We start from the raw sequence: 22,939 nt of genomic DNA on the forward strand, positions 1-22,939 counted from the left end.
GCGGCACCGCGCAACGTCAGGCTTAGGTCGGGCGGGGCAGGGGCCTTCGCTGCTCTGGCCTTGGGCCGGAGGGCGGATGACGGTACCGCCGGATCGGTGCCCCGCTTGACCCTTGGTTTGCGCGGCGCATGGGTCCCGCGCCCCTCTCTCTGACCCTCCCGCGCAGGGGCATGGCGCGGGGGATGTCCGGATCTTTCCTGCCTTCGACCGAAGGTTTCACACCTGTCACCCGTTCGGGGTGCAACCCACTGAAAACATGAAAAGGAGTTCGCATTTGCGACGACGATAGAGCGAGACGAAAAGGAGAAATGATATGACACTGTTCCAAGATCTGATTGACCGGCTGACCGGCCACCGGCGGCTGACCCTGACCGAGACCCAGCGGATGCTGGTCCTGCGCAACGGGGTGTTCGATGCAATCCTCGGCCCCGGGAAACACCGGTTGCCGCGCAAGGATGTGCTGACCGAGCTGCACGATCTGGAGAAGCTCTTTTTCGTGTCGCCCTATGAGCGGGCGCTGATGCAGAACCGGCCCGAACTGGCCGCCAAGCATTTGACCGAGTTTCGGGCCGCACCTGACGAAGTTCTGGTTCTGCTGCGGGATGGGGTGCCTGTTCGGGTGTTGAACCCCGAAGCCCGGGTGCTGGTCTGGAAAGCTGCGGGGCCGTGGAAGGTCGAGCATTACGCGCTGACCGAAACCATGGCCGTTCCCAAAGCAGTCGCACAGCGGCTGGTTCGTGCCGGGCTGCGGTTGAACCTGACGCAGGTCGAGATTGCCGAAGGGCATACCGGGCTGCTGACGGTGGACGGGGTGCTGGTGGATCAGCTGACTACGGGTGCGCACGCCTTCTGGAAAGTCGGGCGGAACGTCGAGGTCAAGCAGATCGACCTCCGGCAACGGACCCATGAGGTGACAGGGCAAGAGATCCTGACCAAAGACCGGGTAACCATCCGGGTAAACCTTAGCGCCGACTACCGGGTCGTTGATCCGATCACGGCGGTGGGGGCGGTTAAGGACTTCGACCAGGCCCTGCACCGGGCGTTGCAGCTGGCGTTCCGGAAGACCTTGGGCGCGATGACGCTGGACCGGCTGTTGGCCGAGAAAGTGACCGTCGACACCGAGGCTGCAGATCGGGTGCGGACACAGATGGCCGGGATCGGTATCGAAGTGGGTGAGATCGCGTTGAAAGACGTTATCCTGCCCGGTGAGATGCGGGAAATCCTGACCGCCGTGGTCGCTGCTGAGAAACAAGCCGAGGCAAACGTCATCCGGCGGCGGGAAGAAACCAACGCCACGCGGTCCCTGTTGAATACCGCGAAGGTGATGGCCGAAAACCCGGTGATGCTGCGGTTGAAAGAGCTTGAGGCTCTGGAAACCATCGCCGGAAAGGTCGAGCGGCTGACGGTCCATAACGGGACCGAAGGTCTGATGACCGACCTTGTGAAACTGCGGGAGTGATCCCGCCCAAAGCAAAGGGCCGATCCGGCGAAAATCCGGGTCGGCCCATTCCGTCAGCTTTCGATCAGGACCGTCTCAAACCCTTCGAATTGCGGCGGCCCCATCAGGGCCGACTGCGTTTTACTGTTCCCGGCATTCCGATGAGCATCGCGGAATTGCTCAGACTTGGTCCACGCTTCGAAATCTTCGCGGCGATCCCAGACTACATGGCTGGAATACAGGCGATAGCCGTCACCTTCGGGTCCTTTGAGCAAACGGAACTCGTTAAAACCCGGCAATTCGTTCAGGCGGCTCTGGCGCTCTTTCCAGACGTTTTCGAAATCGGCTTCACTGCCCAAACGGACTTTGAAACGGTTCATTGCGATATAGCTCATGGCAGGCCTCGTCGGTGCTAAGTACATGGTTAGCTAATCAGAATTGGCTGCAGGGTTTGTGATGCGGATTTCGCTAAGGGTCAATCAACTTCGGCCGCGTGCTGATGCAGTATGTCCAAGGGTACCACATCCAGCGCGCGCTGATGGGTGGCCTCAAGATGCACCTTGGGGGCACAACCTTCGTCATGGGCCTGCAAAAATCGCCCGGCGCAAAGGCACCAGCTGTCACCGGGCTTCAGACCGGGAAAGTTGAACTCGGGGCGTGGGGTGCTCAGATCGTTTCCCACGTATTTTGAAAAGGCCAGAAATTCGGCCGTCATAACAGCACAAACGGTGTGGCTGCCCTGATCCTCGGGGCAGGTGTTGCAGGCACCATCGCGAAAGAACCCGGTCAGCGGATCGCGGGAACATGGGGCGAGCACACTGCCCAACACATTGATGCTGTCCTGTTTTTCCATACGCCTACCTTACAGGCTTTGCGCGATTTTGCGGAACATTTCTATGTTTGCTTCGTTCACGCCATCGTCGCGGAATTTCCGATCTGCCCCGGTTGTGACGATCAGAACCCCACGCGGCCGGTCGAAATAGATGTACTGACCATAAACGCCACGTGCGAGAAACTCACCCTCATGCGCTCCGACCGGAATCCACCACTGATAGCCGTACCCGATCTTGCCCGTCTCGGTCGGCGCGCTGGGCAGGACGGATTCGGCGATCCAGTCTGCTGGCACCAATTGCTGGCCGTCAATCTCTCCGTTTTGCAGGATCATTTGACCAAAGCGGGCGAAGTCACGGGTTGTGAAGTTCAGCCCACCCAGCACAAAGGCAACCCCGGCACCGTCGGTCACGTAATAGCCATCATACTCCAAACCCAGCGGCTGAATGATCTTTTCGGTCAGCAACTCGGTCACGCTGCGTCCGGTTGCGCCACGGATCACCATGCCGATCACATGGGTGTCGATTGAGACGTATTGCCAGGTCTCGCCCGGGGTGGCGAACGTGTCCTGAAGCGAGGCCGCGAAGTCGTCCAACTCTCCGCCCAGGGCCACCACGCGGCCCATCCGGTTAATGTCTGAATTGGGGTCGAAATAGTCCTCGTTAAAGGTGACGCCGCTGGCCATGTTTAGCACATTCCGGATTGTCGCGCCGTCGTATGCAGTGCCCGCCAGATTTGGCGCGTATTTCACAACCGGATCGTCCAACGAGTCGATGGCCCCTTCGGCCAACAGGACACCGAACAACGACGAGAGGTAGCTTTTGGCAACCGACCATGAAATCCGGCGGTCCTCGGGGGTGGTGCCCAGATAGTACTCTTCGAACCGGATCTGACCGTCCTGCATCACCAGCAGCGAGGTAACCGCCCGATCCTCGATCCACTCATCGGTGCCGTCGGGCAGGTCAAAACCGGGACCATAGGGAAGCTCCCGTGTTGGGCCATCGCCGCGCGGCAGATCGACCGTCAGGAAAGCCTCATCCATATGAGAGAAGTTATGAACGATCTTGTCTTCGGAGAACAGAGAGTTCACGGCCATCAACCGCTGAATCTCTTCGCGTTTCCAAACGCCTACAACAATTGCAGCCAGCACTAACATCAGCAGGATGCGCAGCGCCCATTTCAACAGAGCTTTCATCTATTGCCTCCCATATCCCTGTCACATTGGACCCCGCCCAATGCGTTTCCGCAATTGAGACGTTGCGGCAAGGTCAGCTGCCTATTTGAACTTGTCCAGCAGCTTTTGCATGGCCGAGCGTTCGTCGACCTCGGGTTCGGGCACGGGTGCGGTCTCCGTTTTCGGTGCCTTGACCGGCGATTTAGACGAGCGAGGTGGCGCGGTGCGCAGGGCAACCGCGTTCATGAACTTTCCGCTTTCGCCGTCGGCCAGTTGTCCGGCACCGTCCGATACACCACGCAGCACATCGTCCAGCCAATCAGCATCAGACTTGGCAAAGTCGCTTAGGACATAGGGCGAGACCATCTCTTTCCGCCCCGGGTGCCCAATGCCCAGTCGCACCCGGTCATAGGCAGGGCTGATATGCTCATGGATCGAGCGCAGTCCGTTATGGCCGGCATGCCCGCCACCCGCTTTGACGCGCACTTTTCCGGGGGCCAGATCCAGTTCGTCGTGAAAGACGGTCACGTCGGTCGAGTCCAGTTTGTAAAAGCGCATCGCTTCGCCCACCGACTGGCCCGAGCGGTTCATGAAAGTCTGCGGCTTGATCAACAACACTTTTTCGCGGCCTAGTCGCCCCTCGGCGATTTCAGCCTGAAACTTGGATTTCCAGGGACCAAAACCGTGATCCCCGGCAATCCGGTCCAAGGCCATAAAGCCGATATTATGCCGGTTGCGGGCGTATTTTGACCCCGGGTTACCCAATCCGACAAACAGTTTCATAGTCTCGTCCTTGTGCGATGCACGTGGTTGATGGCACGGAATGCCACCGTTTTTCCAGACCGGGCGGAAAAGAAAACGGGGCCTGCTAGAGGCCCCGTTTTACAATCCGGATATTTGGGTCCGGACTTATTCTTCTGCTTCTTCCTGACCGACGACTTCAACTTCGTCTGCGGCCACTGCTTCTTCTTCTTCGTCGTCGCTGGTCGACAGGCCAGTCGGCGCCGACACGTTCGCGATTACGAAGTCACGGTCGATGGTCGGCTTGGTGCCTGTGGGCAGGTCAACGGACGAGATGGTCACAACGTCGTTGATTTCCATGCCGGTCACGTCAACGGTGATCTTCTCGGGAATGTCACCGGCGGTGCAGACCAGTTCGACTTCCGGACGAACAACGGTCAGAACGCCGCCCTTCTTGATGCCGGGCGCTTCGTCTTCGTTGATGAACTCAACCGGGATGAACAGCGCGATCTTGGTGGTCCGACGCAGGCGCATCAGGTCCAGGTGGGTCGGCAGGTCTTTGACAACGTCACGCTGAACGTCGCGGCAGATGACGCGGACGTCTTCGTGGCCTTCAACCTTCAGGTTCCACAGGGTCGACTTGAACCGGCCTGCTTTCAGGCGCTTGAACAGGACGTTGAACGGGATCTGAATCGGCAGCGGCTCTTTGTCACCACCAAAAACAATGCCCGGAACCATGCCGTCGCGGCGTGCTTGACGAGCGGCGCCCTTGCCTGTCCCCGTCCGTTCCAGAGCTACGAGATCAGGAATCTCACCAGCCATGATATATCTCCAAATGTTAGGGCGGGCATCCTCCAAGGCTGTATGCCCGCGTGAAGCCGCGTCCTTAGCTTGATTCATTGGGTTTGGAAAGGGGTTTTTACCCCTAATACCTATTTGCGAGGCTCTGCCTTTCGCTTTGGGATAGTTGGGGCCAGATGAATACAGGATCCCTTGCTTCATCGGGCTGAAAGTATCCCGGGGGAGTTGCCCAAACGGCGGCGGGAGCAGGGCCCACTGATCCCGCGTTTTCAGTCCTGCCAGCGGCCGCCGAAATCTTCGGGGATCAACAGGTTGTGCCGGCCCAGATCGCCAACATTGCGCTCTCCACACAGAGCCATTGTAGTGTCCAGTTCCTTTTGGATGACGTCGAGTGCAGTTGTCACACCTTTCTGCCCCATCGCGCCCAAGCCATAAACAAAAGCGCGGCCGATATAGGTGCCTTTGGCCCCCATTGCCACGGCCTTGAGAACGTCCTGACCAGATCGGATGCCGCTGTCCAGATGGACTTCGATATCCCCGCCGACCGCATCCATGATCTGCGGGAGCATACGAATGGAACTGAGTGCACCGTCCAACTGCCGTCCGCCGTGGTTCGACACGACGATGGCATCGGCCCCAAGTTTCGCGGCCATTTTGGCGTCTTCGGCGTCCAGAATGCCTTTTAGGATAACCTTGCCGCCCCATTGCTCCATCAGCTTTTCGACCTTGCCCCAGTCGAGGCTGGGATCAAACTGCTCGGCCGTCCATGCGCCTAGGGACGAGGCGTCCGAGATACCTTCGACGTGACCGACAATATTACCGAATTCACGACGCTTGGCGCCCAGCATTTCGATGCCCCACGACCACTTGGTCGCAAGGTTTGCAATGGTCTTCGCCGTGAGTTTTGGTGGCGCGGACAAACCGTTCTTCAGGTCTTTATGGCGCTGGCCCAGAATCTGCAGGTCGAGCGTAATCACCAAGGCGGAGCAGTTTGCATCCTTGGCGCGCTGAATCAGGCGACTGACATAGTCCTGATCCTTCATCGTATAGAGCTGAAACCAGAACGGTTTCGTTGTGTGCTCGGCCACATCCTCGATCGAGTTGATTGACATTGTGGACAGGGTAAAGGGTACGCCGAACTCCTCGGCGGCTTTGGCGGTTTTCATCTCACCATCCGCATGCTGCATGCCCGTCAGCCCGACCGGAGCCAGTGCGACGGGCATCGCGACATCCTCTCCGATCATCTGCGACGTGGTAGAGCGCCCTGCCATGTCCACGGCAACCCGTTGCCGCAGGCGGATATCCGAAAAATCCGAGCTGTTGTCGCGGAAGGTCTGCTCGGTCCAACTGCCGCTTTCGGCATAGTCGTAGAACATCCGTGGGACACGACGTTCATAGATGCGCCGTAGGTCTTCGATAGTGGTGATTACGGGCATGGGGTCGCGCCTTTGGTTAAGTGGTCAAGTATTTCTAATGGGGCAACCGGGTTGGCGCAATTGGCTGCAAGTAAGAAAAAACCGCAGCAGGCCAGTTGCTTGCTGCGGTTTTCCGGATGTGTTCAGAACGGAACGCTCAGGCGGAATGCGCGCCGTCGGCCAGTGTTTTCACAAAATCCAGAACCTCGGGCACGGGTTTGCCCGCAGCGATTTGGCTGACAATGGCCGAGCCGACCACCGCACCATCAGCGACGCTGGCAATGGCCTTGGATTTTTCGGGTGTGTTGATGCCAAATCCCACGATCACGGGCAGGTCGGTTGCGGATTTGATCCGGGCGACTTCGGGGCCAACATTCGTGGCCTGTGCCTCGGCTGCGCCCGTGATACCAGTGATCGAAACGTAATATACAAAGCCCGAGGTGTTCTGCAGTACACGGGGCAGGCGTTTGTCATCGGTGGTCGGAGTCGCCAAACGGATGAAGTTCAGACCCGCCGCTTGCGCGGGCAAGCACAGCTCTTCGTCTTCCTCTGGCGGCAGGTCTACGACGATCAGGCCGTCGATGCCGGCGGCTTGGGCGTCAGCCAGAAACCGATCCACACCGCGGCTGTAGATCGGGTTGTAATACCCCATGAGAACAATCGGGGTCGTGTCGTCGGTTTCGCGGAATGCAGTTGCGAGGTCCAGAGTGCGCTGCAGGGTCATACCCCCATCCAGCGCCCGTTGGCCCGCGGCTTGAATGGTCGGGCCATCCGCCATTGGATCGGTAAAGGGCAGCCCCAGTTCGATGACATCCACACCGGCGCCGGGCAGGCCTTTCACAATCTCAAGCGAGGTGTCGAAATCGGGGTCGCCTGCCATGATATAAGCTACAAAGGCCTTTTTCCCCTCGGCCTTCAGGGCGGCGAATTTGGCGTCAATACGGGTCATCTGCAGTCCTTGCATTCAGAGTTGAACCTGATGTGCAGAAACTTTGCCCGGAAATCAATCCCGCCGGTTCAGATTGACTCAGAACTGGTAGTGATATCGCAGCAGGGCCGAGTTGACACCGGGGTTTTCGATATTTGTGCTGGCGTTGGACTTGTGGGTGATCGCAAACGAGACCTTGTTGCCGTTATCAAGGGTATAGCCAAGGCTCAAAAGGCTGCGGATCTGGAACTCCCCGCCAAGATCGTTCAGTTCGTCGCTCTCAGAGAAGTACCCCGGCATGACACTGCCTTCGACAAACCAGCGTTCCGCAAAGGTGTATAAGCCGATCAGCCCGATGCCAATATGGACGTTGCTTGCCGTATCCACCGTCAGGGCAGCGCCCCAGGATGCGGAAAAGCGGGTCGCTTTGTGAAACGGGCGGTGATGGTATTCAAGCGCAAATGCGGCTTCGTCTTCAGCCGCGCTGTTGGAAAAGTCAGAATAGCCAGCGCCAAAAACAAGGGACTGGGCTTGCGCTGTCTGGGCGGCCAGCAGCAGCGCAAGGGTAGTGGCTGTTTTCTTCATATCTAATATTCACTATTTGTTTGTTATTAAAGCTCTATACGCCGATCTTAGGGCGCGGTTTCGAGCCCGGGCAAGCCGCCAAACGATGAACATTTTTGTGATGTTGCCGATTGGACTTGGCCCGGTTGTTTGCAGTCCGGCTTGCGCATTGATCCGGACCTGCATAGAAGCACCCCTCGAATGGCATCAGGAGACCGTCATGGGCTTTAAAATGGGAATCGTGGGTTTGCCGAATGTTGGCAAGTCGACCCTCTTCAATGCGTTGACCAAAACCGCAGCCGCACAGGCGGCGAATTTCCCGTTCTGCACGATCGAACCCAACGTGGGCGATGTCGCCGTGCCTGATGACCGTCTGGACAAACTAGCGGCAATTGCCAGCTCAAAGCAGATTATCCCCACCCGGATGACTTTCGTGGATATTGCCGGTCTGGTGAAGGGTGCCTCGAAAGGCGAAGGTCTAGGCAACCAGTTTCTGGCCAACATTCGTGAGACGGACGCCATCGCCCATGTGCTGCGCTGTTTCGAAGACGGCGACGTGACACATGTTGATGGCCGCGTTGATCCGGTGGCAGATGCAGACACAATCGAAACCGAGCTGATGCTGGCTGATCTGGAAAGCATCGAAAAGCGCCGCGCCAATCTGGTGCGCAAGTTGAAGGGCAACGATAAGGAAGCCCAACAGCAAGATCGCCTTTTGGCCGAAGCGCAAGCGATGCTGGAAAACGGCAAACCCGCGCGTCTGGTCGAGGTCTCGGACGAGGATGCCAAGGCGTGGAAGATGCTGCAGCTGCTGACCACCAAGCCGGTGCTCTATGTCTGCAACGTGTCCGAGGAAGAGGCCGCCGACGGCAACGAATACTCGGCCAAAGTTGCCGAGATGGCCGCTGCACAAGGCAACGCCCACGTCATCATCAGCGCCAAGATCGAAGAAGAGATCAGCCTGCTGGAAGACGAAGAAGCCCAGATGTTCCTTGAGGAAATGGGTCTGGAAGAACCCGGTCTGGATCGTCTGATCCGCGCTGGTTACGACCTGCTCAAGTTGGAAACCTATTTCACCGTCGGCCCGAAAGAGGCCCGCGCCTGGACTATCCGCACAGGCACCGCCGCGCCGCAAGCCGCTGGCGTGATTCATGGTGACTTTGAGAAAGGCTTCATCCGCGCCGAAACCATCGCCTATGACGACTACATCGCTACCAATGGCGAGCAGGGCGCGAAAGAGGCAGGCAAGATGCGGGCTGAGGGCAAGGGCTACATCGTCAAGGATGGCGACGTGATGCACTTTTTGTTCAACACCTGAGCCAGCTTGTCCAACGCGTACATCAAGCGTTTCGTTTAAGCAGCGATGGGTAATCGGCCACCTGCCGTCGGGAACTTGTACCAATCGTTGAGCGATGTCCCATGATCCGCTGCCTCTTCACTGAAGCGGGTTAGGCGCCAACCGATGGGCCCGTTTGTGTCGGCTTGCACGACCTCGATGGCTTTGGGTTCGGCATCGTCTTAGAAATAGGACGCGCATCCTGCTGGGTCATTGGATTGATAAACTTCGACATAGCCATCGAACAGTTGCTGAAGTTCCAGGATTGCGGCCAACGTGCGCCCTCTGCCATTCTCTTGTGTCAGGCTGTATCGAGTTGTTTTCGTCGTGCCATTACGTGGTGAATGATGAAGCTGAGGACTTCGATGTCTTTTTGATTGTACGTTCGATAACGGAAACGAACCGTACCCCGATCAGGCTTGGAACGGGATGGCTTGATCGCTTCGACCGTGACGCGCGCGCGGATGGTGTCGCCTGCGAAGACTGGTGCCAACCACCGGACTTCGTCCATGCCATGACCACCAAGATTTGTGCCGTTAAGAACGCCCGTGTCGCGAAAAAGCCGAAAAGTAAGGGCAATGGTCTGAAAGCCACTTGCAATAAGGCCGCCAAAAATCGACTCGGTCGCGGCGACCTTGTCTATGTGGAAGGGTTGTGGGTCATGCACAAGGGCAAAGTCCACAATCCCGCCCTCCGTAAGAGAAATGCCCCCTGTCTCGAAGCAGTCTCCAACCGCCAGGTCATCGAGATATTTGCCGTCAGACATACCAATACTCGCTTATACTGTGCCTCTCATCGTATCGCCTATGAAACCAATAAGAAACTGTTCACAGTTCATCGACGGCGGGCATTTCTACATCGATAAAAACGCGTTAGTCTGCTGTTCGCCCTCTAATTGGACCGTCTGCAAATGATTGAAATCCGCGACCTTCAACTGCTCAGCGCCTTGGCGCGGCATCAGCATTTTGCCAAGGCGGCCGAAGAATGTGGGATATCGCAGCCTGCCTTCTCGATGCGCATCCGCAATCTTGAGGATCGACTGGGCGTTTCCATCGTCCGCCGCGCAAACCGGTTTCAGGGCCTGACCGAAGAGGGCGCGATGATCGTCCAGCGCGCGCGGCGTATCCTCGACGACGCCAAGGCGCTGGAACAGCAGGTTCAGGCTGCGAAGGGTGAAATCACCGGCACGCTTATGCTGGGAGTGATCCCAACGGCCATTGCCTTTACCGGGCGGTTGACGAAACGCCTGCGTCAGGCGCATCCACGCATCGTAACGCGCATTGAAACTATGTCCGCTTCGGCCATACAGCACCGTTTGGATGAGGGAAGTCTGGACGCCGGTGTCACCTATGGTGACAGTATCGGCACCGATCTGCGCCATGTTCAGCCCTTGTACGAAGAGACCTACGTATTGCTGGCTCCGGCGCATTTTACGGAGGAAAACGGGCCTATTCCGTGGGCAAAAGTCGCTGAATTCCCGCTGAGCCTGCTTGTCCCGCAAATGCAGAACCGGCGTATTCTGGATCGTATTTTCCTGGATCAGGGTTTGCACCCGATCGTTGTGGCCGAGACCAGCGGTTTCACCGCCTCGATGGTCATGGCGCGCGAGGGGCTGGCGGCCACCGTCGTTCCGCGCGTGTTGGTCCGTGCGTTGGGAGACTTAAAGGGCACGAAAGTGCTGCCTCTGGTCGACCCTGTTGTCAGCAAACCGATCTGTTTGGCAACCCTGACCCGAGACCCGGAATTGCCGACGGTCGAGGCTTTGCGAGCGGTGGTGACCTCTTTGCGGTGATAAGGTGTCGTTATCGTGCGATTGAATTTGGCGATTTGACGATATGCTTCTCTGATGAGACAGACTTGAGTCTCAAACGGAGGAAAGCATGGCACCCTTGGATACCAAGCCATCCGACGCGAATAAGGGCGTTTGGAAGTCAGGTAAAGGCAGAGGACGGCACACACCAAAAGGCCGTCAGTTCACGGATGAAGCACAGGCGGAGATTACCCGTCTGTTAGGGGATCGCCCGCGCCGCCGCGACCTGCTGATTGAATTCCTGCATTTGATTCAGGACGAACACGGCCATATCAGCGCCGACCACATCGCAGCACTTGCGGTCGAGATGCGGATTGGTCAGGCCGAAATTTACGAAACTGCGACCTTCTATGCCCATTTTGATGTGGTGAAAGAGGGCGAGACGCCTCCTCCGGCGTTGACGATCCGCGTTTGTGATTCTCTGTCCTGCGAAATGGCCGGTGCCCAGCAGTTGCAAAAAGCACTGGAAGACGGCCTTGATCCTGCTGAAGTCCGCGTTGTGCGCGCGCCCTGCATGGGCCGCTGTGACACCGCACCGGTGCTTGAGATTGGTCACAACCACATTGACCATGCGACCCCCGAGAAGGTGCAGGCCGCGATTGCAGCCGATGACACGCATGCACATCTGCCCGACTACGAGGAATTCCAAGTTTATCGGTTCAAGGGTGGCTACGACAAACTGATCGAACTGCGTGAAAGCGGTGATTGGGAGAAGGTGCAGGAAGATGTGCTGTCCTCAGGCCTGCGTGGTCTGGGTGGCGCTGGCTTCCCTTCCGGCAAGAAATGGGGCTTTGTTCGTATGAACGAAGGCACGCGCTATCTGGCCGTGAATGGTGATGAGGGCGAGCCGGGCACGTTCAAGGACCGCTATTACCTGGAGCGCGCACCGCATGTCTTCCTCGAAGGGATGCTTATCGCCGCTTGGGCCGTAGAGGCACAGACCTGCTTCATCTACATGCGTGACGAATATCCGGCGGTGCTGGAAATCTTGCGCCGTGAGATTGCTGCGCTGGAAGAGGCCGGGATCGTCGAGAAAGGCTATATTGACCTGCGCCGAGGTGCAGGTGCCTACATCTGCGGTGAAGAATCCGCGATGATCGAGTCGATCGAGGGCAAAAAGGGCCTGCCGCGCCACCGTCCTCCATTCGTGGCGCAGGTTGGGGTCTTTAACCGCCCGACCTTGGTGCACAATGTCGAGACTCTTTATTGGGTCTCGAAGATTTGCCGCGAAGGGCCGCAGATCCTGAATTCAGTTGAAAAGAATGGCCGCAAGGGCCTGCGCAGCTATTCGGTCTCGGGCCGGGTGGCGAAGCCCGGTGTCTACCTGCTACCCGCGGGTTCGACCATTCTTGACGTGATTGGTGCCGCCGGCGGCATGGCCGAAGGTCATGTGTTCAAGGCGTATCAACCGGGCGGGCCGTCGTCAGGTCTTCTCCCCTCTGACATCGACGACGTCCCGCTCGACTTTGACACTCTGCAGCCGCTGGGCACCTTTATCGGGTCCGCCGCGGTTGTGGTTCTGTCCGATCAGGACACTGCCCGCGATGCGGCGCTGAACATGCTGCGCTTCTTCGAAGATGAAAGCTGTGGCCAGTGTACGCCCTGCCGCGCGGGCTGCGAAAAGGCAGTCAAACTGATGCAAGCCGATAAATGGGACACCGATCTGCTGGAAGATCTGTGCCAGGTCATGGGCGATGCCTCGATCTGCGGTCTGGGCCAGGCGGCCCCGAACCCGATCCGCCTTGTCATGAAACACTTCGCCGACGAAATCTGAGGGAGACAGAGCCATGCTTGATGCAAGCCCAAACAAGACCGTCACCTTCAACCTGAACGGCGAAGATGTCACCGTGCCCGAGGGCTGGACCATCTGGGAAGCCGCCAAGGGGCAGGGGTTCACCATTCCGCACCTGTGCCACAAGCCGCAGCCGGGCTACCGCCCGGACGGCAACTGCCGCGCCTGTATGGTCGAGGTGGAAGGCGAGCGCACGTTGGTCGCCTCGTGCATCCGTCCCGCAGCGGACGGTATGGTGGTGAAAACCGACTCAGACCGCGCCGAGAAATCGCGCGCCATGGTTATGGAACTGCTGGTCGCCGACCAGCCCGAAGAGGCGCACGACACCTCCAGCCATTTCTGGGATATGGCGAAGCTGAACGATGTCAGCGACAGCCGTTTCCCGGCGAAAGAGGCCGAGAAGATCCCACTGCTGGATGACAGCCACGTAGCGATGCGCGTCAATCTGGACGCCTGCATCAACTGCAACCTTTGCGTCCGTGCCTGCCGTGAAGTGCAGGTGAATGACGTGATCGGCATGGCCGGTCGTGGACATACGGCGCAAGTGGTGTTCGATCAGAACGATCCGATGGGCGATTCAACCTGTGTCGCCTGTGGTGAATGCGTCCAAGCCTGCCCGACCGGCGCGCTGATGCCCGCCACCGTGCTGGACGACCAGCAAAAAGGTGACAGCAAGGATTACGATAGCGAAACCGAAAGCGTCTGCCCGTTCTGCGGTGTGGGCTGCAAGGTCTCGCTGAAGGTCAAAGACGGTAAGGTCAAATATGTCGAGGGCATCAACGGCCCCGCAAACGAAGGTCGTCTGTGCGTCAAAGGTCGCTTTGGTTTCGACTACATCCACCACCCGCACCGTCTGACCAAGCCGCTGATCCGCCGTGAGGACGCACCCGCTAAGGGCCTGAACGTCGATCCGGGTAACCTGTCGACCCATTTCCGCGAAGCGACGTGGGAAGAGGCGATGGATCTGGCGGCGACCAAGCTGAAAACACTGCGCGAAGAAGACCCGCGCAGCGTCGCAGGCTTTGGTTCGGCCAAGTGCACCAACGAAGAAGCGTACCTGTTCCAGAAGTTCATCCGTCAGGGTTTCAAGCACAACAACGTCGACCACTGCACCCGTCTGTGCCACGCGTCGTCCGTTGCGGCTCTGATCGAGAACGTCGGTTCGGGTGCTGTGACCGCGACTTTCAACGAGATCGAAAACGCGGATGTGGCGATCATCATTGGCTCGAACCCAATCGAGAACCACCCCGTTGCGGCGACCTACTTCAAACAGTTCGCCAAGCGCGGCGGCAAGCTGATCGTGATGGACCCGCGCGGTGTTGGCATGCGCAAGTTTGCGGATGAGATGCTGCAGTTCCGTCCGGGGGCGGATGTTTCGATGCTTAACGCGATCATGAACGTGATCGTCGAAGAGGAACTCTATGACAGCCAGTACATCCACCGCTGGACCGAGAACTGGGAAGCCGAGAAAGAGCACCTGCGCCAGTTCACGCCCGAGGCGATGTCGCCGATCTGTGGCATCGAACCGGATCAGCTGCGCCGTGTCGCGCGCACCTTCGCGCAAGCCAAGGCCGGTTTGATCTTCTGGGGTATGGGCGTCAGTCAGCACATCCACGGCACCGACAACTCGCGCTGCCTGATCTCGCTGGCTTTGATGACCGGTAACGTTGGTAAACCCGGTGCGGGTCTGCACCCGTTGCGGGGTCAGAACAACGTGCAGGGTGCCTCGGACGCCGGTCTGATCCCGATGTTCTTGCCGGACTACCAGACCGTGACCGACGATGGCATCCGCGCCAAGTTCAACAACGTCTGGAATTCGGACGACTTCTCGAACGAGAAGGGTCTGACCGTCACCGAGATCATCGATCAGGCGTATGCGGGCAACATCAAGGGTATGTACATCATGGGTGAGAACCCGGCCATGTCCGACCCAGATGTAAACCACGCCCGCGACGCACTGGCCAAGCTGGACCTGATGATCGTGCAGGATATTTTCCTGACCGAGACGGCGAACTATGCCGACATCATCCTGCCTGCCTCGGCGCTCTATGAGAAGAACGGCACCGTGTCGAACACCAACCGTCAGGTTCAGCGTGTGCGCCCGGCCGTGACTCCTCCGGGTGAAGCGCGCGAGGATTGGAAGATCACCGTCGAACTGGCGCAGCGGATCGGTCTGAACTGGGAGTACACTGATGTGTCTCAGGTCTTTGCTGAGATGAAGCTGACGATGAATTCGCTCAACAACATCACGTGGGAGCGTCTGGAAACCGAAACCATCACCTATCCGTCGCTGTCTGAGACAGACCCGGGGCAGGCGATTGTGTTCGGCGACGGCTTCCCGCGTGCGGATGGTAAAGCCCGGTTTACCCCGGCCAGCGTCATCCCGCCGGATGAGGCACCGGATGATGAGTATCCGATGATCGCTACCACTGGCCGTCAGCTGGAGCACTGGCACACCGGGTCGATGACCCGCCGATCCAATGTTCTGGACGCGGTTGAGCCGGAGGCGAACTGTTCGCTGAACCCTCGTACGCTCAAGCTAATGGGGATTGAACCGGGCGAGATGATCCGTCTGACCACCCGTCGTGGTTCGATCGAGATCATGGCGCGTGCCGATCGCGCGATTGCCGAAGACATGGTGTTCATCCCGTTTGCCTATGTCGAGGCCGCGGCGAACATCCTGACCAACTCGGCCATCGATCCTTATGGCAAAATCCCCGAGTTCAAGTTCTCGGCGATCCGGGTCGAAAAAATCGAAGACGCCATCGCAGCGGAATAAAATCACTACTCACGAATAAGAAAGGCGGCCCTCTGGGTCGCCTTTTCTCTTTCCTTGACAGAGTGTTGCTTACAGCCAAACCTGTCCCCAACTTGATGTTGGAGAAGCATATGGCCCGCCGTTTCGTTGATCTGTCCGTGCCTTTGGAAACCGGGATCGTATCCGACCCACCGATCATGCTGCCTGAGATCGAGTACATGACCCATGACCAAACCGCAGAACAGGTCATGGGCTTTTTCCCGGGACTACAGAAGGACGACCTGCCGGGCGGCGAAGGTTGGGCCATCGAGCGGCTGCAGATCGCCACACACAACGGCACGCATCTGGATGCGCCGTACCACCATCACTCGACCATGAACAATGGTGAAAGGGCGATCACCATCGACGAGGTTCCGTTAGAATGGTGCATGAATCCCGGCGTGAAACTGGATTTTCGTCATTTTGACGATGGCTATGTTGCAACCGCGGCCGATGTCGAGGCCGAGTTGAAACGCATCGGTCATGACCTGCAGCCGCTGGATATCGTGATTGTGAATACCTCGGCCGGAACGCGGTACGGCCAGCCCGACTATTTGATGAAAGGTTGCGGGATCGGGCGCGAGGCGACCTTGTACCTGACCGAACGCGGCGTGCGGGTGACCGGTACTGATGCCTGGAGTTGGGACGCACCCTTTCCCCTGACAGCGCAGGAATACGCCGAAACCAAGGATGCCTCGATCATCTGGGAAGGGCATCGCGCCTCGATAGAGATCGGCTACTGCCACATCGAAAAGCTGACCAACCTCGAAGATCTGCCGCCCACCGGGTTCGAAATCTCGTGCTTTCCGTTCAAGATCAAAGGGGCATCTGCAGGTTTTGTCCGGGCTGTCGCGATCTTTGAGGAGGACAGTGATGAATAAACCCCTCAGCGGACATGACGGACCCTATGATGCACCCGTCGAAATGCGGGGGTTTTCGGTCCTGCCGGATTGGGTCGACTATAACGGCCACATGAACGTGGGATATTACGGCGTGGCTTTCGATATGGCGCTGGAGAAGCTGATGGTCGATCACCTTGGGCTGGGTGAGGTGCAGGTCAAGGCGTTGGGGCAGGGGCCTTACGTGCTGCAATCCAACATGAATTTCCTTCGCGAGGTTCAGCCGGACGAGCCGTTCTTTTTTCGAATCCGGATGTTGGACTCCGATCAGAAACGCGGCCACTATTTTGCGCAGTTGTTATCAGAAAAAGACGACGCGATTTGCGCGACCCAGGAAGCGTTGTTCATGAATGTCAGCCACGCAACTGGACGATCAGAGCCCTACCCGGACTGGGCGATCGAAAGATTGGCCCGCATGGTCCGCGATCACGCGAGGCTGGAGACTGCGCCGAAGATCGGGCAGTCGATTGGTATACGGCGAAGCGGTCAGTAATCTCGCTGAAAAAACACACCAAGCCCGGTTTCGCCGCGCCCGTCCACAGTACCGCGCACGGTGAAACTATCGGTGACGTCAAGGTTCAGGTTCACTTCGGTGTCGCCCTCAGTGTTGACGCTGAAGTCAGTATAGAGATTGTCGCTCAGATATGCGCCCGCACCCAAGACGCCGCCTCCACCTTCTGCTGAACCCACGTCGATCGTATCCAGACCAGTTGCCTCACGAACGCCTTTTGTCGCATCGCCGCCAGCGCCGCTGAGTTGGGCAAGCGAGGCCGCCATCTGGGCAATGACAAAGGGCGACAGTTCCGAGAAACTATTGCCGAACAAAAGCATGGCCAAGGCCTCTTCGGCCGGGCGTTCGGGGTCAGAAAACACATTCACTTCGGGTGCATCCAGCGGACCGGCGATTTCGATCGTGGCGGTGCCTTCGGACGTGCTGGCTGACGAGGCGAACTCGATATAGGGTTTCAGGTCTCCCTGCAGCGAGACGATCCCTTTGGTCAGGGCAAGCCTCCGGCCAAGAATGTCAAAATTACCGCGGATCAGCTCGATCTGGCCGGATGGTATTACCGACGTTGTGGTGCCGCGAATGAACAGGCTTCCACCCAGCTCGGCATTCACGCCACGACCACGCACGAAAACTGCCTTGGGGGCCAGCAGGCTGATGTCCAGCGCGATCCGGGAATCGCTTTGGCTGGTCCCTTCCTCAACGATCAGCCGTGCGCGTTCGCGGGTGATGTAACCGGCCCGGCTTTCGTTGATGTGTTCGATCTCGGGGATCGGCGCCGCCCCAACAGCGCCGGCCGCAGCGGCGAGGTTGATGTTGGTCTCTTCGAAAGTGATTTGCCCGGAAATGGCGCTGTCGCCTGCCAGCGCACCGGTCATGGCAATCTCACCGTCCAGGGTGGTTTCATACAGCAGCTGGTCGGTCAGCACGAGTTGGTTGAGACGCGCAACGATATTCGCATTGAGTGGTGGTGTTAAGTCCACAGGGCCCGAGATGGTAAAGTTGCCGCCGGCTCGCATCCCGCCACTGAGCGAAATCGTGGCCCGGCTTTGTGCCAACTCGACGGAACCGCTGATGCCTGTGACCGTTTGCCCGATATTCGGGATTGCCAGTGACGTACCCGAGGTTGTGATAGACCCGCTGAGCGACTCAAGCGCGGGTTTGCCTTTTAGGCGCAGATTGTGCCGGGCTTGCCCGTCGATCTTGTTGGGCGAGATAAAGAGGTTGGCGATACCCAGATTGATGCCACCCTGCGCCTGCAAGTCAGCCTCACCCGATGTTTCATCGAAAGTGCCTTTGACCGTGCTGCTGATTTCAGCCGGGCCATTGGCCGAACTGTCGATCGTCCAGACACCGTTTTTGCGCTTGGCGTTGCCGGTTGCCGCGATGGTGCCGGGGAATTCGGGCGCAAAACGTTCGATCTTGTTCAGCTTGGCGTCGAAATCCACATCTGCTGTGCCGTCTGTGTCTACGGTTCCCTTCAGTTCCGCGTAAGAACTGTCCGGCCCGCTCAGCCGCATGGTGCCCTCAAGCCCTGATCTGTTTGGTGCGACGTTACCGTCCAGTGTCAGTGGTCCGGACATCGTGGTGAGGATACGGGACACATCGTCGAGCTGCGCGGTAAAGCTCAACCCGCCGGCGTCACGGTCCAGCTTGCCGGATGCGGTGGCGGACAAGGCGGTGCCATTCAGTCGGAAGGTGCGGATATCCACGCCATCCTCGCTTTTTTCGGCATCGACGTTCAGCGTCGTGCGGCCCTGGATCAACTTGTCGACCAATTCGATACCGGTTTGAATGTCATCCGCATTCACGCCGCCCTGAATGTCAAATATCTTGTCGGCAAGGGTGGCAGAGCCCTGAAGATTGGCCGAGATCGCCCCGGCTAGATCCCGTTTGGCGAGCCCCGAAAAAAGCGAAAGATCGGGCGCATTCACCTGTGCTTTGCCGTCCACCGCAAGGTCGCCGGTTGGATCATCAACCGTTGCGGCGACTTGTGCGGTCAGGGCGGTGCCGTTCACAGTCGCCTGTCGGATTTCGATCTGATCTGCCGTCCGCGCACCGTCCCAAGTGATCGCGGTTTTGCCGCTCAGCAACGGATCAATATCGGACATACCGGTCTTGATATCCTGCCCGGTCATGCTGGCCGTGCCGTCGAATTCCAGCGTCTGTACCGTGCCCTTGCCATCAAACTCCGCCTGTAAAGCACCACCCAGCTCGCGCTTGGCCAGACCAGAGAAAACCGACAGGTCCGGCGCATTCACGCTCGCCTGCCCGTCGATGGTCAGGTTGCCATCAGGAGTTGTGACCTCGCCGCTGGCCTGGGCCTGCGCGGCCTCGCTGTTCAGGTCGAATTCGCGGATGGTGATGCCGTCGCTGCCACGGCTGGCATCCAGCGTGATCGTGGTCTCGCCTTTGATGACCGGATCGATATCGTCGCGCCCGGTGACCAGATCGCGGCCCTGGACCACCACTTTGCCGTCAAAGCTGCGTTCCAGCGGAGAGCCTTTGCCCTCAACCCGCGCCGAGGCCTCGCCGCCCAAATCCATCTGCGCCAGTTCCGAGAACCTTGACAGGTCCGACGCGTCAAGCGTGGCTGATCCGTCAACCGTCAGCCCGCTGTTCAACCCGTCGATCAGCGCATCCAGCGCAAGCGTATAGTCGGTGCCAACCAGCTCGAACCCGGACAGGTTCAGGGATTGATCGCTGCCATAGTCGAACTGACCGTCCAGCGTGAGACGTTCGCCCAAAGCGGTGTTCAACGCCTGATCGTTCAGGTCGATTCCGTCCACGATGGCTTGAAGATCGCCGGTGACGGTGAACGCCTCGCCTTGTTCCAAAACGCCCTGCGCGGTGATCCGGGCATTGTCCAGTTTCGCCTGTGGCGACTGAAACGCGTCTGCGGTCAGGCTTAGGTCCCACAGGTTTCCGTTCTTCTGATCGAACAGCATAGATACCTGCGCTGCCTCGATCGAGGTGTCCCCGCCTGCGACCGGCAGCACCACGGTATTGCCATCCGGTGGCGTGATCCGGCCCTGCAAGGCTGCAAGCTGCAGGGTGCTGCCTTCGGCCAGCTGCAACTCACCCTTCAAGTCCAGCGCTTGCGTTGTCAGCTCCAGATCAGAGATATCTAGTGCGCCTTCAGGTTTGGTCTGACCATCCACGAAAAGCCGCGTTCTGGGGCCAAAAAATGGGTCCAGATCCTCGGCCAGGAAGGGGGTCAGATCGCCGCCCAGATCGGCGGTAAAGGCGATCCCGTCAGCCGCACCTGTTTCCGCGGCCCGCAATTCAACCTGTCCGGTTACCCGAGGCTGCTTGTCGCTGCTGAGCGCGATATCGGCGGTGAAATCGGTCAATGGTCCGGTACCTTTGGCCGTAAAACCGATCGGCGGGCTGTCGGGGATTTTCAATGCGGTCGAAATCAATCCGCCTTCGGCCTCGTTCACGTCCAGATCCAGATTGATTTCACGCGAAGAGTTCTGGAACCCGGCCGTCAGCTTTATCCGATCACCTGCACGGTCCAGACGGGTGATGTCGAGATTGGTGTCCAGCGCGCCATCGGCAAGCGACAGGTTACCAGTCACCGACAACGCGGCAGAGACTCCGATCAGGGGTTCACCCAATAACAGCTCATCCACGCGAATCTCGCCAATCTCAATAGAAACCGGCAGTTCGGGCAGTTGAAAGGGTTGTGTTTCGACCGAAGGGGGCGATGCCTCTTTGGTGGTAGTGCCAGGGGCGCGGGCGATGTCGATCTCTTGCGCGGTCAGGGCATTGACTGAAAATCGGCCGCGGATCAGGGCCAGCCGGTTCCAGTCCAGTTCGGCATCCTTGATGGTCAGCCAGATCCCTTCATCGTCCGAAACAGTGATCTCTTGAATCGTGGCGCGCGCGCTCAGCGCCCCTTGCAGGCCCTTAACGGTGACGTTTTGATCGTCGCCCGACAGCGTGTCTTGCAGGAACCGCTCCAGCATACTGCCGCCGCCATCATCCTCTTGCGCGGTCACAGGCGGGGCGGTCACGATCAGGACCGTGGCCACAACAGGATATGCATAGCGCCGTATCAAAATGCCTGTCCGATCCCGATATAGAATTGCAGCCCGTCGCCAGTGTCGCCCTGCACAGGCAGCGCAAGGTCCAGACGCAGCGGGCCGAACCCACCCAGATCATACCGAACGCCAAGACCGGCGCCCGAATGGTACTCCGCGCCACTGCCGATAAAGGATGACGTGTCCACGGTACCGAAATCATAAAACCCAACAAGGGAAATTGTGTCTGTGATCTTTCCGCGGACCTCACCAGACAGCCCGAGGAAGGATTTGCCCCCGGCGACGCCACCGTTGACCGGAATACCGAGGCTTTCATAGGGTTGCCCGCGCACAGTTCCTGCACCACCCGAGAAAAACAGGAAATCCGGTGTCACGTTGCTGGGCGAAGGCCCGATCACCGAACCGATCTGAGCGCGACCGGCCAAAACGATCCGACCGCCTGTGCTCAGGCTGGTATAGGCGCGTGCGTCACCGAATAACCGGATGCCGGTGTCCGTACCCGAAAACCCGACGAAGGGCATGGCTTGCGCGTCCAGATAGAACCCACGGGTCGCGCTGACTTTGCTGTCGCGCTGATCCCATTCAGACCGGAGCGGAATGATAAAATACCGGAACTTTCGGCCAGTGCCATAGGCGTCATCCGCATCCGACCACTGGAAACCGGCTGACGCTTCGGCATAAAGCCGGTCGGAAAAGGTACGCCGCGCACCATAGGCCAACGAAGCGATGGTGACATTGTAGTTGTCGGTGTTGCGCCGCTCCAGCAATGCGCTCCAGAAGGTGTTGTCATCCGGACCTAGCCGGTCGGGCTGATCCAGACGCAGACCGATACGGCCGTCAAGGTCTTCGGACCCGCCGATGTTGCGCAGTGCAGCTTCGAACCGCAGCCGTTCAGCGCGGCGGAACACGTTGCGATGTGTCCAGGTTGCGGTGATGTCTAGCCCTGCGTTGGACGCCGCCTCGATCCCGAAGGTCAGGCGGCGCTTGGGCATGTCTTCAAACGTGGCATCGAAATCCAGCGTGCCATCCGGATTTGGAGTTTCATGTTCCTCGATAGACACGACGCTGAACGTGCCGGTACGGCGCAGGCGCGTGCCAACCTTCTGGATTTTCGCTGGTGAAAATACCTCTCCCGAGGGGAAACCGGCGATCTTTTCGATCGACCGGTAACGAACATCGGTATCGCCCTTGATGATCATCTTGCCAAAGACCAACTGCGGCCCTGGTGCCAGGTCGATCTCGGCGTCCAGCCGATCTTGCGCGTGGCGGGCAATGACCTTCTGGCCCTCGACCTTGGCCTTTGCGTGCCCGGTATCGCGCCAGCCTTGCACCCCGGCCGAAGCCGCCTGTTGGATGGCGCCGGTCGTGGCCAGTTTCCCGGGTGCAAACTCTTCGGGCAGGGTGGTGCCCGGCGCGACCGGCTCAACGATAGCAGTCCCGAAAGTGAAGGTTGGGCCAGTATTCACAGTGATCACAGCGCGGTTGATCGCATTGGGCACTGTCAGCGAGCTCATGTCCGCAGCTTCCTGCCCATCCAGCTTGATGCTGACGACAGGGCTGAAATAGCCCTCGTCATACAGAATTTGAACAATGGTGCGGTAATCTGACAACGCGGCAGAGAGGATCTCTAGCGGCGTATCCAGCCCCCTGTCTTCTGCGGTCGCGACCGAGGACGTTTCCTCGATGCGTTCGATCAGCTCTTTCGGGGCACCGGGCGCGGACAGCGTCGTTTCCAGCGCGGCCAAAGGCGAAGGCAGAGCGAAGATCGCGCCAAGAAGGCAATATTTCACAAAGCCGTTTGGCCTGCTTCCCTGCATCGAATGGCTCCAACTGCCCCAAGTCGAAATCAATTTCGCCGTTTT

18 protein-coding genes are annotated in these 22,939 nt (G+C 58.7%); 7 read left to right on the forward strand and 11 right to left on the reverse strand.

Features of this window, described 5'->3' with window-relative positions; all coding sequences use genetic code 11:
* Positions 1 to 313 precede the first annotated feature (313 nt).
* Positions 314 to 1,459, forward strand: a complete 1,146-nt coding sequence (locus ACXAGD_RS03470) for a slipin family protein (protein WP_475208504.1) — start codon at positions 314 to 316, stop codon at positions 1,457 to 1,459.
* A gap of 53 nt (positions 1,460 to 1,512) precedes the next feature.
* Here the strand turns inward: ACXAGD_RS03470 and hmuQ are convergent, their stop codons facing one another.
* From hmuQ to ACXAGD_RS03510, 8 genes are all read right to left on the reverse strand, one after another.
* Positions 1,513 to 1,833, reverse strand: coding sequence for a heme-degrading protein HmuQ (gene hmuQ, locus ACXAGD_RS03475; RefSeq protein WP_475208505.1), 321 nt, complete (start codon positions 1,831 to 1,833; stop codon positions 1,513 to 1,515).
* Positions 1,834 to 1,913: 80 nt separating this feature from the next.
* Positions 1,914 to 2,291, reverse strand: coding sequence for a DUF2237 family protein (locus ACXAGD_RS03480; RefSeq protein WP_475208506.1), 378 nt, complete (start codon positions 2,289 to 2,291; stop codon positions 1,914 to 1,916).
* Between the two features lie 9 nt (positions 2,292 to 2,300).
* The gene (locus ACXAGD_RS03485) at positions 2,301 to 3,464 is read right to left on the reverse strand and encodes a serine hydrolase domain-containing protein (RefSeq protein WP_475208507.1); all 1,164 of its coding nucleotides are present in this window, start codon (positions 3,462 to 3,464) and stop codon (positions 2,301 to 2,303) included.
* A gap of 81 nt (positions 3,465 to 3,545) precedes the next feature.
* Entirely contained in the window at positions 3,546 to 4,226 is a 681-nt protein-coding gene (gene pth / locus ACXAGD_RS03490) for an aminoacyl-tRNA hydrolase (RefSeq protein ID WP_475208508.1), read from the reverse strand.
* A gap of 126 nt (positions 4,227 to 4,352) precedes the next feature.
* Positions 4,353 to 5,006, reverse strand: coding sequence for a 50S ribosomal protein L25/general stress protein Ctc (locus ACXAGD_RS03495; RefSeq protein ID WP_475208509.1), 654 nt, complete (start codon positions 5,004 to 5,006; stop codon positions 4,353 to 4,355).
* A gap of 248 nt (positions 5,007 to 5,254) precedes the next feature.
* Positions 5,255 to 6,421 (reverse strand): alpha-hydroxy acid oxidase, encoded by a 1,167-nt coding sequence (locus ACXAGD_RS03500; RefSeq protein WP_475208510.1) that lies wholly within the window; start codon positions 6,419 to 6,421, stop codon positions 5,255 to 5,257.
* A gap of 136 nt (positions 6,422 to 6,557) precedes the next feature.
* Positions 6,558 to 7,349: a tryptophan synthase subunit alpha gene (trpA, locus tag ACXAGD_RS03505; RefSeq protein WP_475208512.1), complete on the reverse strand. Its 792-nt coding sequence runs from the start codon at positions 7,347 to 7,349 to the stop codon at positions 6,558 to 6,560.
* A gap of 78 nt (positions 7,350 to 7,427) precedes the next feature.
* Positions 7,428 to 7,913: an acyloxyacyl hydrolase gene (locus ACXAGD_RS03510; protein ID WP_475208513.1), complete on the reverse strand. Its 486-nt coding sequence runs from the start codon at positions 7,911 to 7,913 to the stop codon at positions 7,428 to 7,430.
* A 199-nt stretch (positions 7,914 to 8,112) separates the two neighbouring features.
* Here ACXAGD_RS03510 and ychF point away from each other — a divergent pair, with 199 nt between their 5' ends.
* Positions 8,113 to 9,210 (forward strand): redox-regulated ATPase YchF, encoded by a 1,098-nt coding sequence (gene ychF / locus ACXAGD_RS03515; protein ID WP_475208514.1) that lies wholly within the window; start codon positions 8,113 to 8,115, stop codon positions 9,208 to 9,210.
* A gap of 319 nt (positions 9,211 to 9,529) precedes the next feature.
* On the opposite strand, the gene ACXAGD_RS03520 is transcribed toward ychF, so the two are convergent.
* A complete protein-coding gene (locus tag ACXAGD_RS03520; RefSeq protein WP_475208515.1) occupies positions 9,530 to 9,994 on the reverse strand; it encodes a MaoC family dehydratase in 465 nt (154 codons plus the stop codon).
* A 144-nt stretch (positions 9,995 to 10,138) separates the two neighbouring features.
* Between ACXAGD_RS03520 and ACXAGD_RS03525 the strand changes: the two genes are divergently transcribed.
* The 5 genes from ACXAGD_RS03525 to ACXAGD_RS03545 all read left to right on the forward strand — a co-directional run bounded on the left by ACXAGD_RS03525 (position 10,139) and on the right by ACXAGD_RS03545 (position 17,019).
* A complete protein-coding gene (locus tag ACXAGD_RS03525) occupies positions 10,139 to 11,020 on the forward strand; it encodes a LysR family transcriptional regulator (RefSeq protein ID WP_475212483.1) in 882 nt (293 codons plus the stop codon).
* Between the two features lie 88 nt (positions 11,021 to 11,108).
* Positions 11,109 to 12,812 carry an NAD(P)H-dependent oxidoreductase subunit E gene (locus ACXAGD_RS03530; protein WP_475208516.1) on the forward strand — a complete coding sequence of 568 codons (1,704 nt, stop codon included), beginning with the start codon at positions 11,109 to 11,111 and terminating at the stop codon, positions 12,810 to 12,812.
* Between the two features lie 13 nt (positions 12,813 to 12,825).
* Positions 12,826 to 15,609, forward strand: coding sequence for a formate dehydrogenase subunit alpha (gene fdhF / locus ACXAGD_RS03535; RefSeq protein WP_475208517.1), 2,784 nt, complete (start codon positions 12,826 to 12,828; stop codon positions 15,607 to 15,609).
* 110 nt (positions 15,610 to 15,719) lie between these two features.
* On the forward strand, positions 15,720 to 16,508 hold the full coding sequence (locus tag ACXAGD_RS03540; RefSeq protein WP_475208518.1) for a cyclase family protein: 789 nt from the start codon (positions 15,720 to 15,722) through the stop codon (positions 16,506 to 16,508).
* On the forward strand, positions 16,501 to 17,019 hold the full coding sequence (locus tag ACXAGD_RS03545) for a thioesterase family protein (protein ID WP_475208519.1): 519 nt from the start codon (positions 16,501 to 16,503) through the stop codon (positions 17,017 to 17,019). The genes ACXAGD_RS03540 and ACXAGD_RS03545 overlap by 8 nt, the downstream gene beginning before the upstream one ends.
* Here the strand turns inward: ACXAGD_RS03545 and ACXAGD_RS03550 are convergent.
* Positions 17,013 to 21,095, reverse strand: coding sequence for a translocation/assembly module TamB domain-containing protein (locus ACXAGD_RS03550; protein ID WP_475208520.1), 4,083 nt, complete (start codon positions 21,093 to 21,095; stop codon positions 17,013 to 17,015). The two genes, ACXAGD_RS03545 and ACXAGD_RS03550, sit on opposite strands and share 7 nt — an antisense overlap.
* Positions 21,092 to 22,894, reverse strand: a complete 1,803-nt coding sequence (locus ACXAGD_RS03555) for an autotransporter assembly complex protein TamA (RefSeq protein ID WP_475208521.1) — start codon at positions 22,892 to 22,894, stop codon at positions 21,092 to 21,094. The genes ACXAGD_RS03550 and ACXAGD_RS03555 overlap by 4 nt, the downstream gene beginning before the upstream one ends.
* Positions 22,895 to 22,939 lie beyond the last annotated feature (45 nt).

This window comes from Ruegeria sp. ABF4_144, from assembly GCF_056160045.1.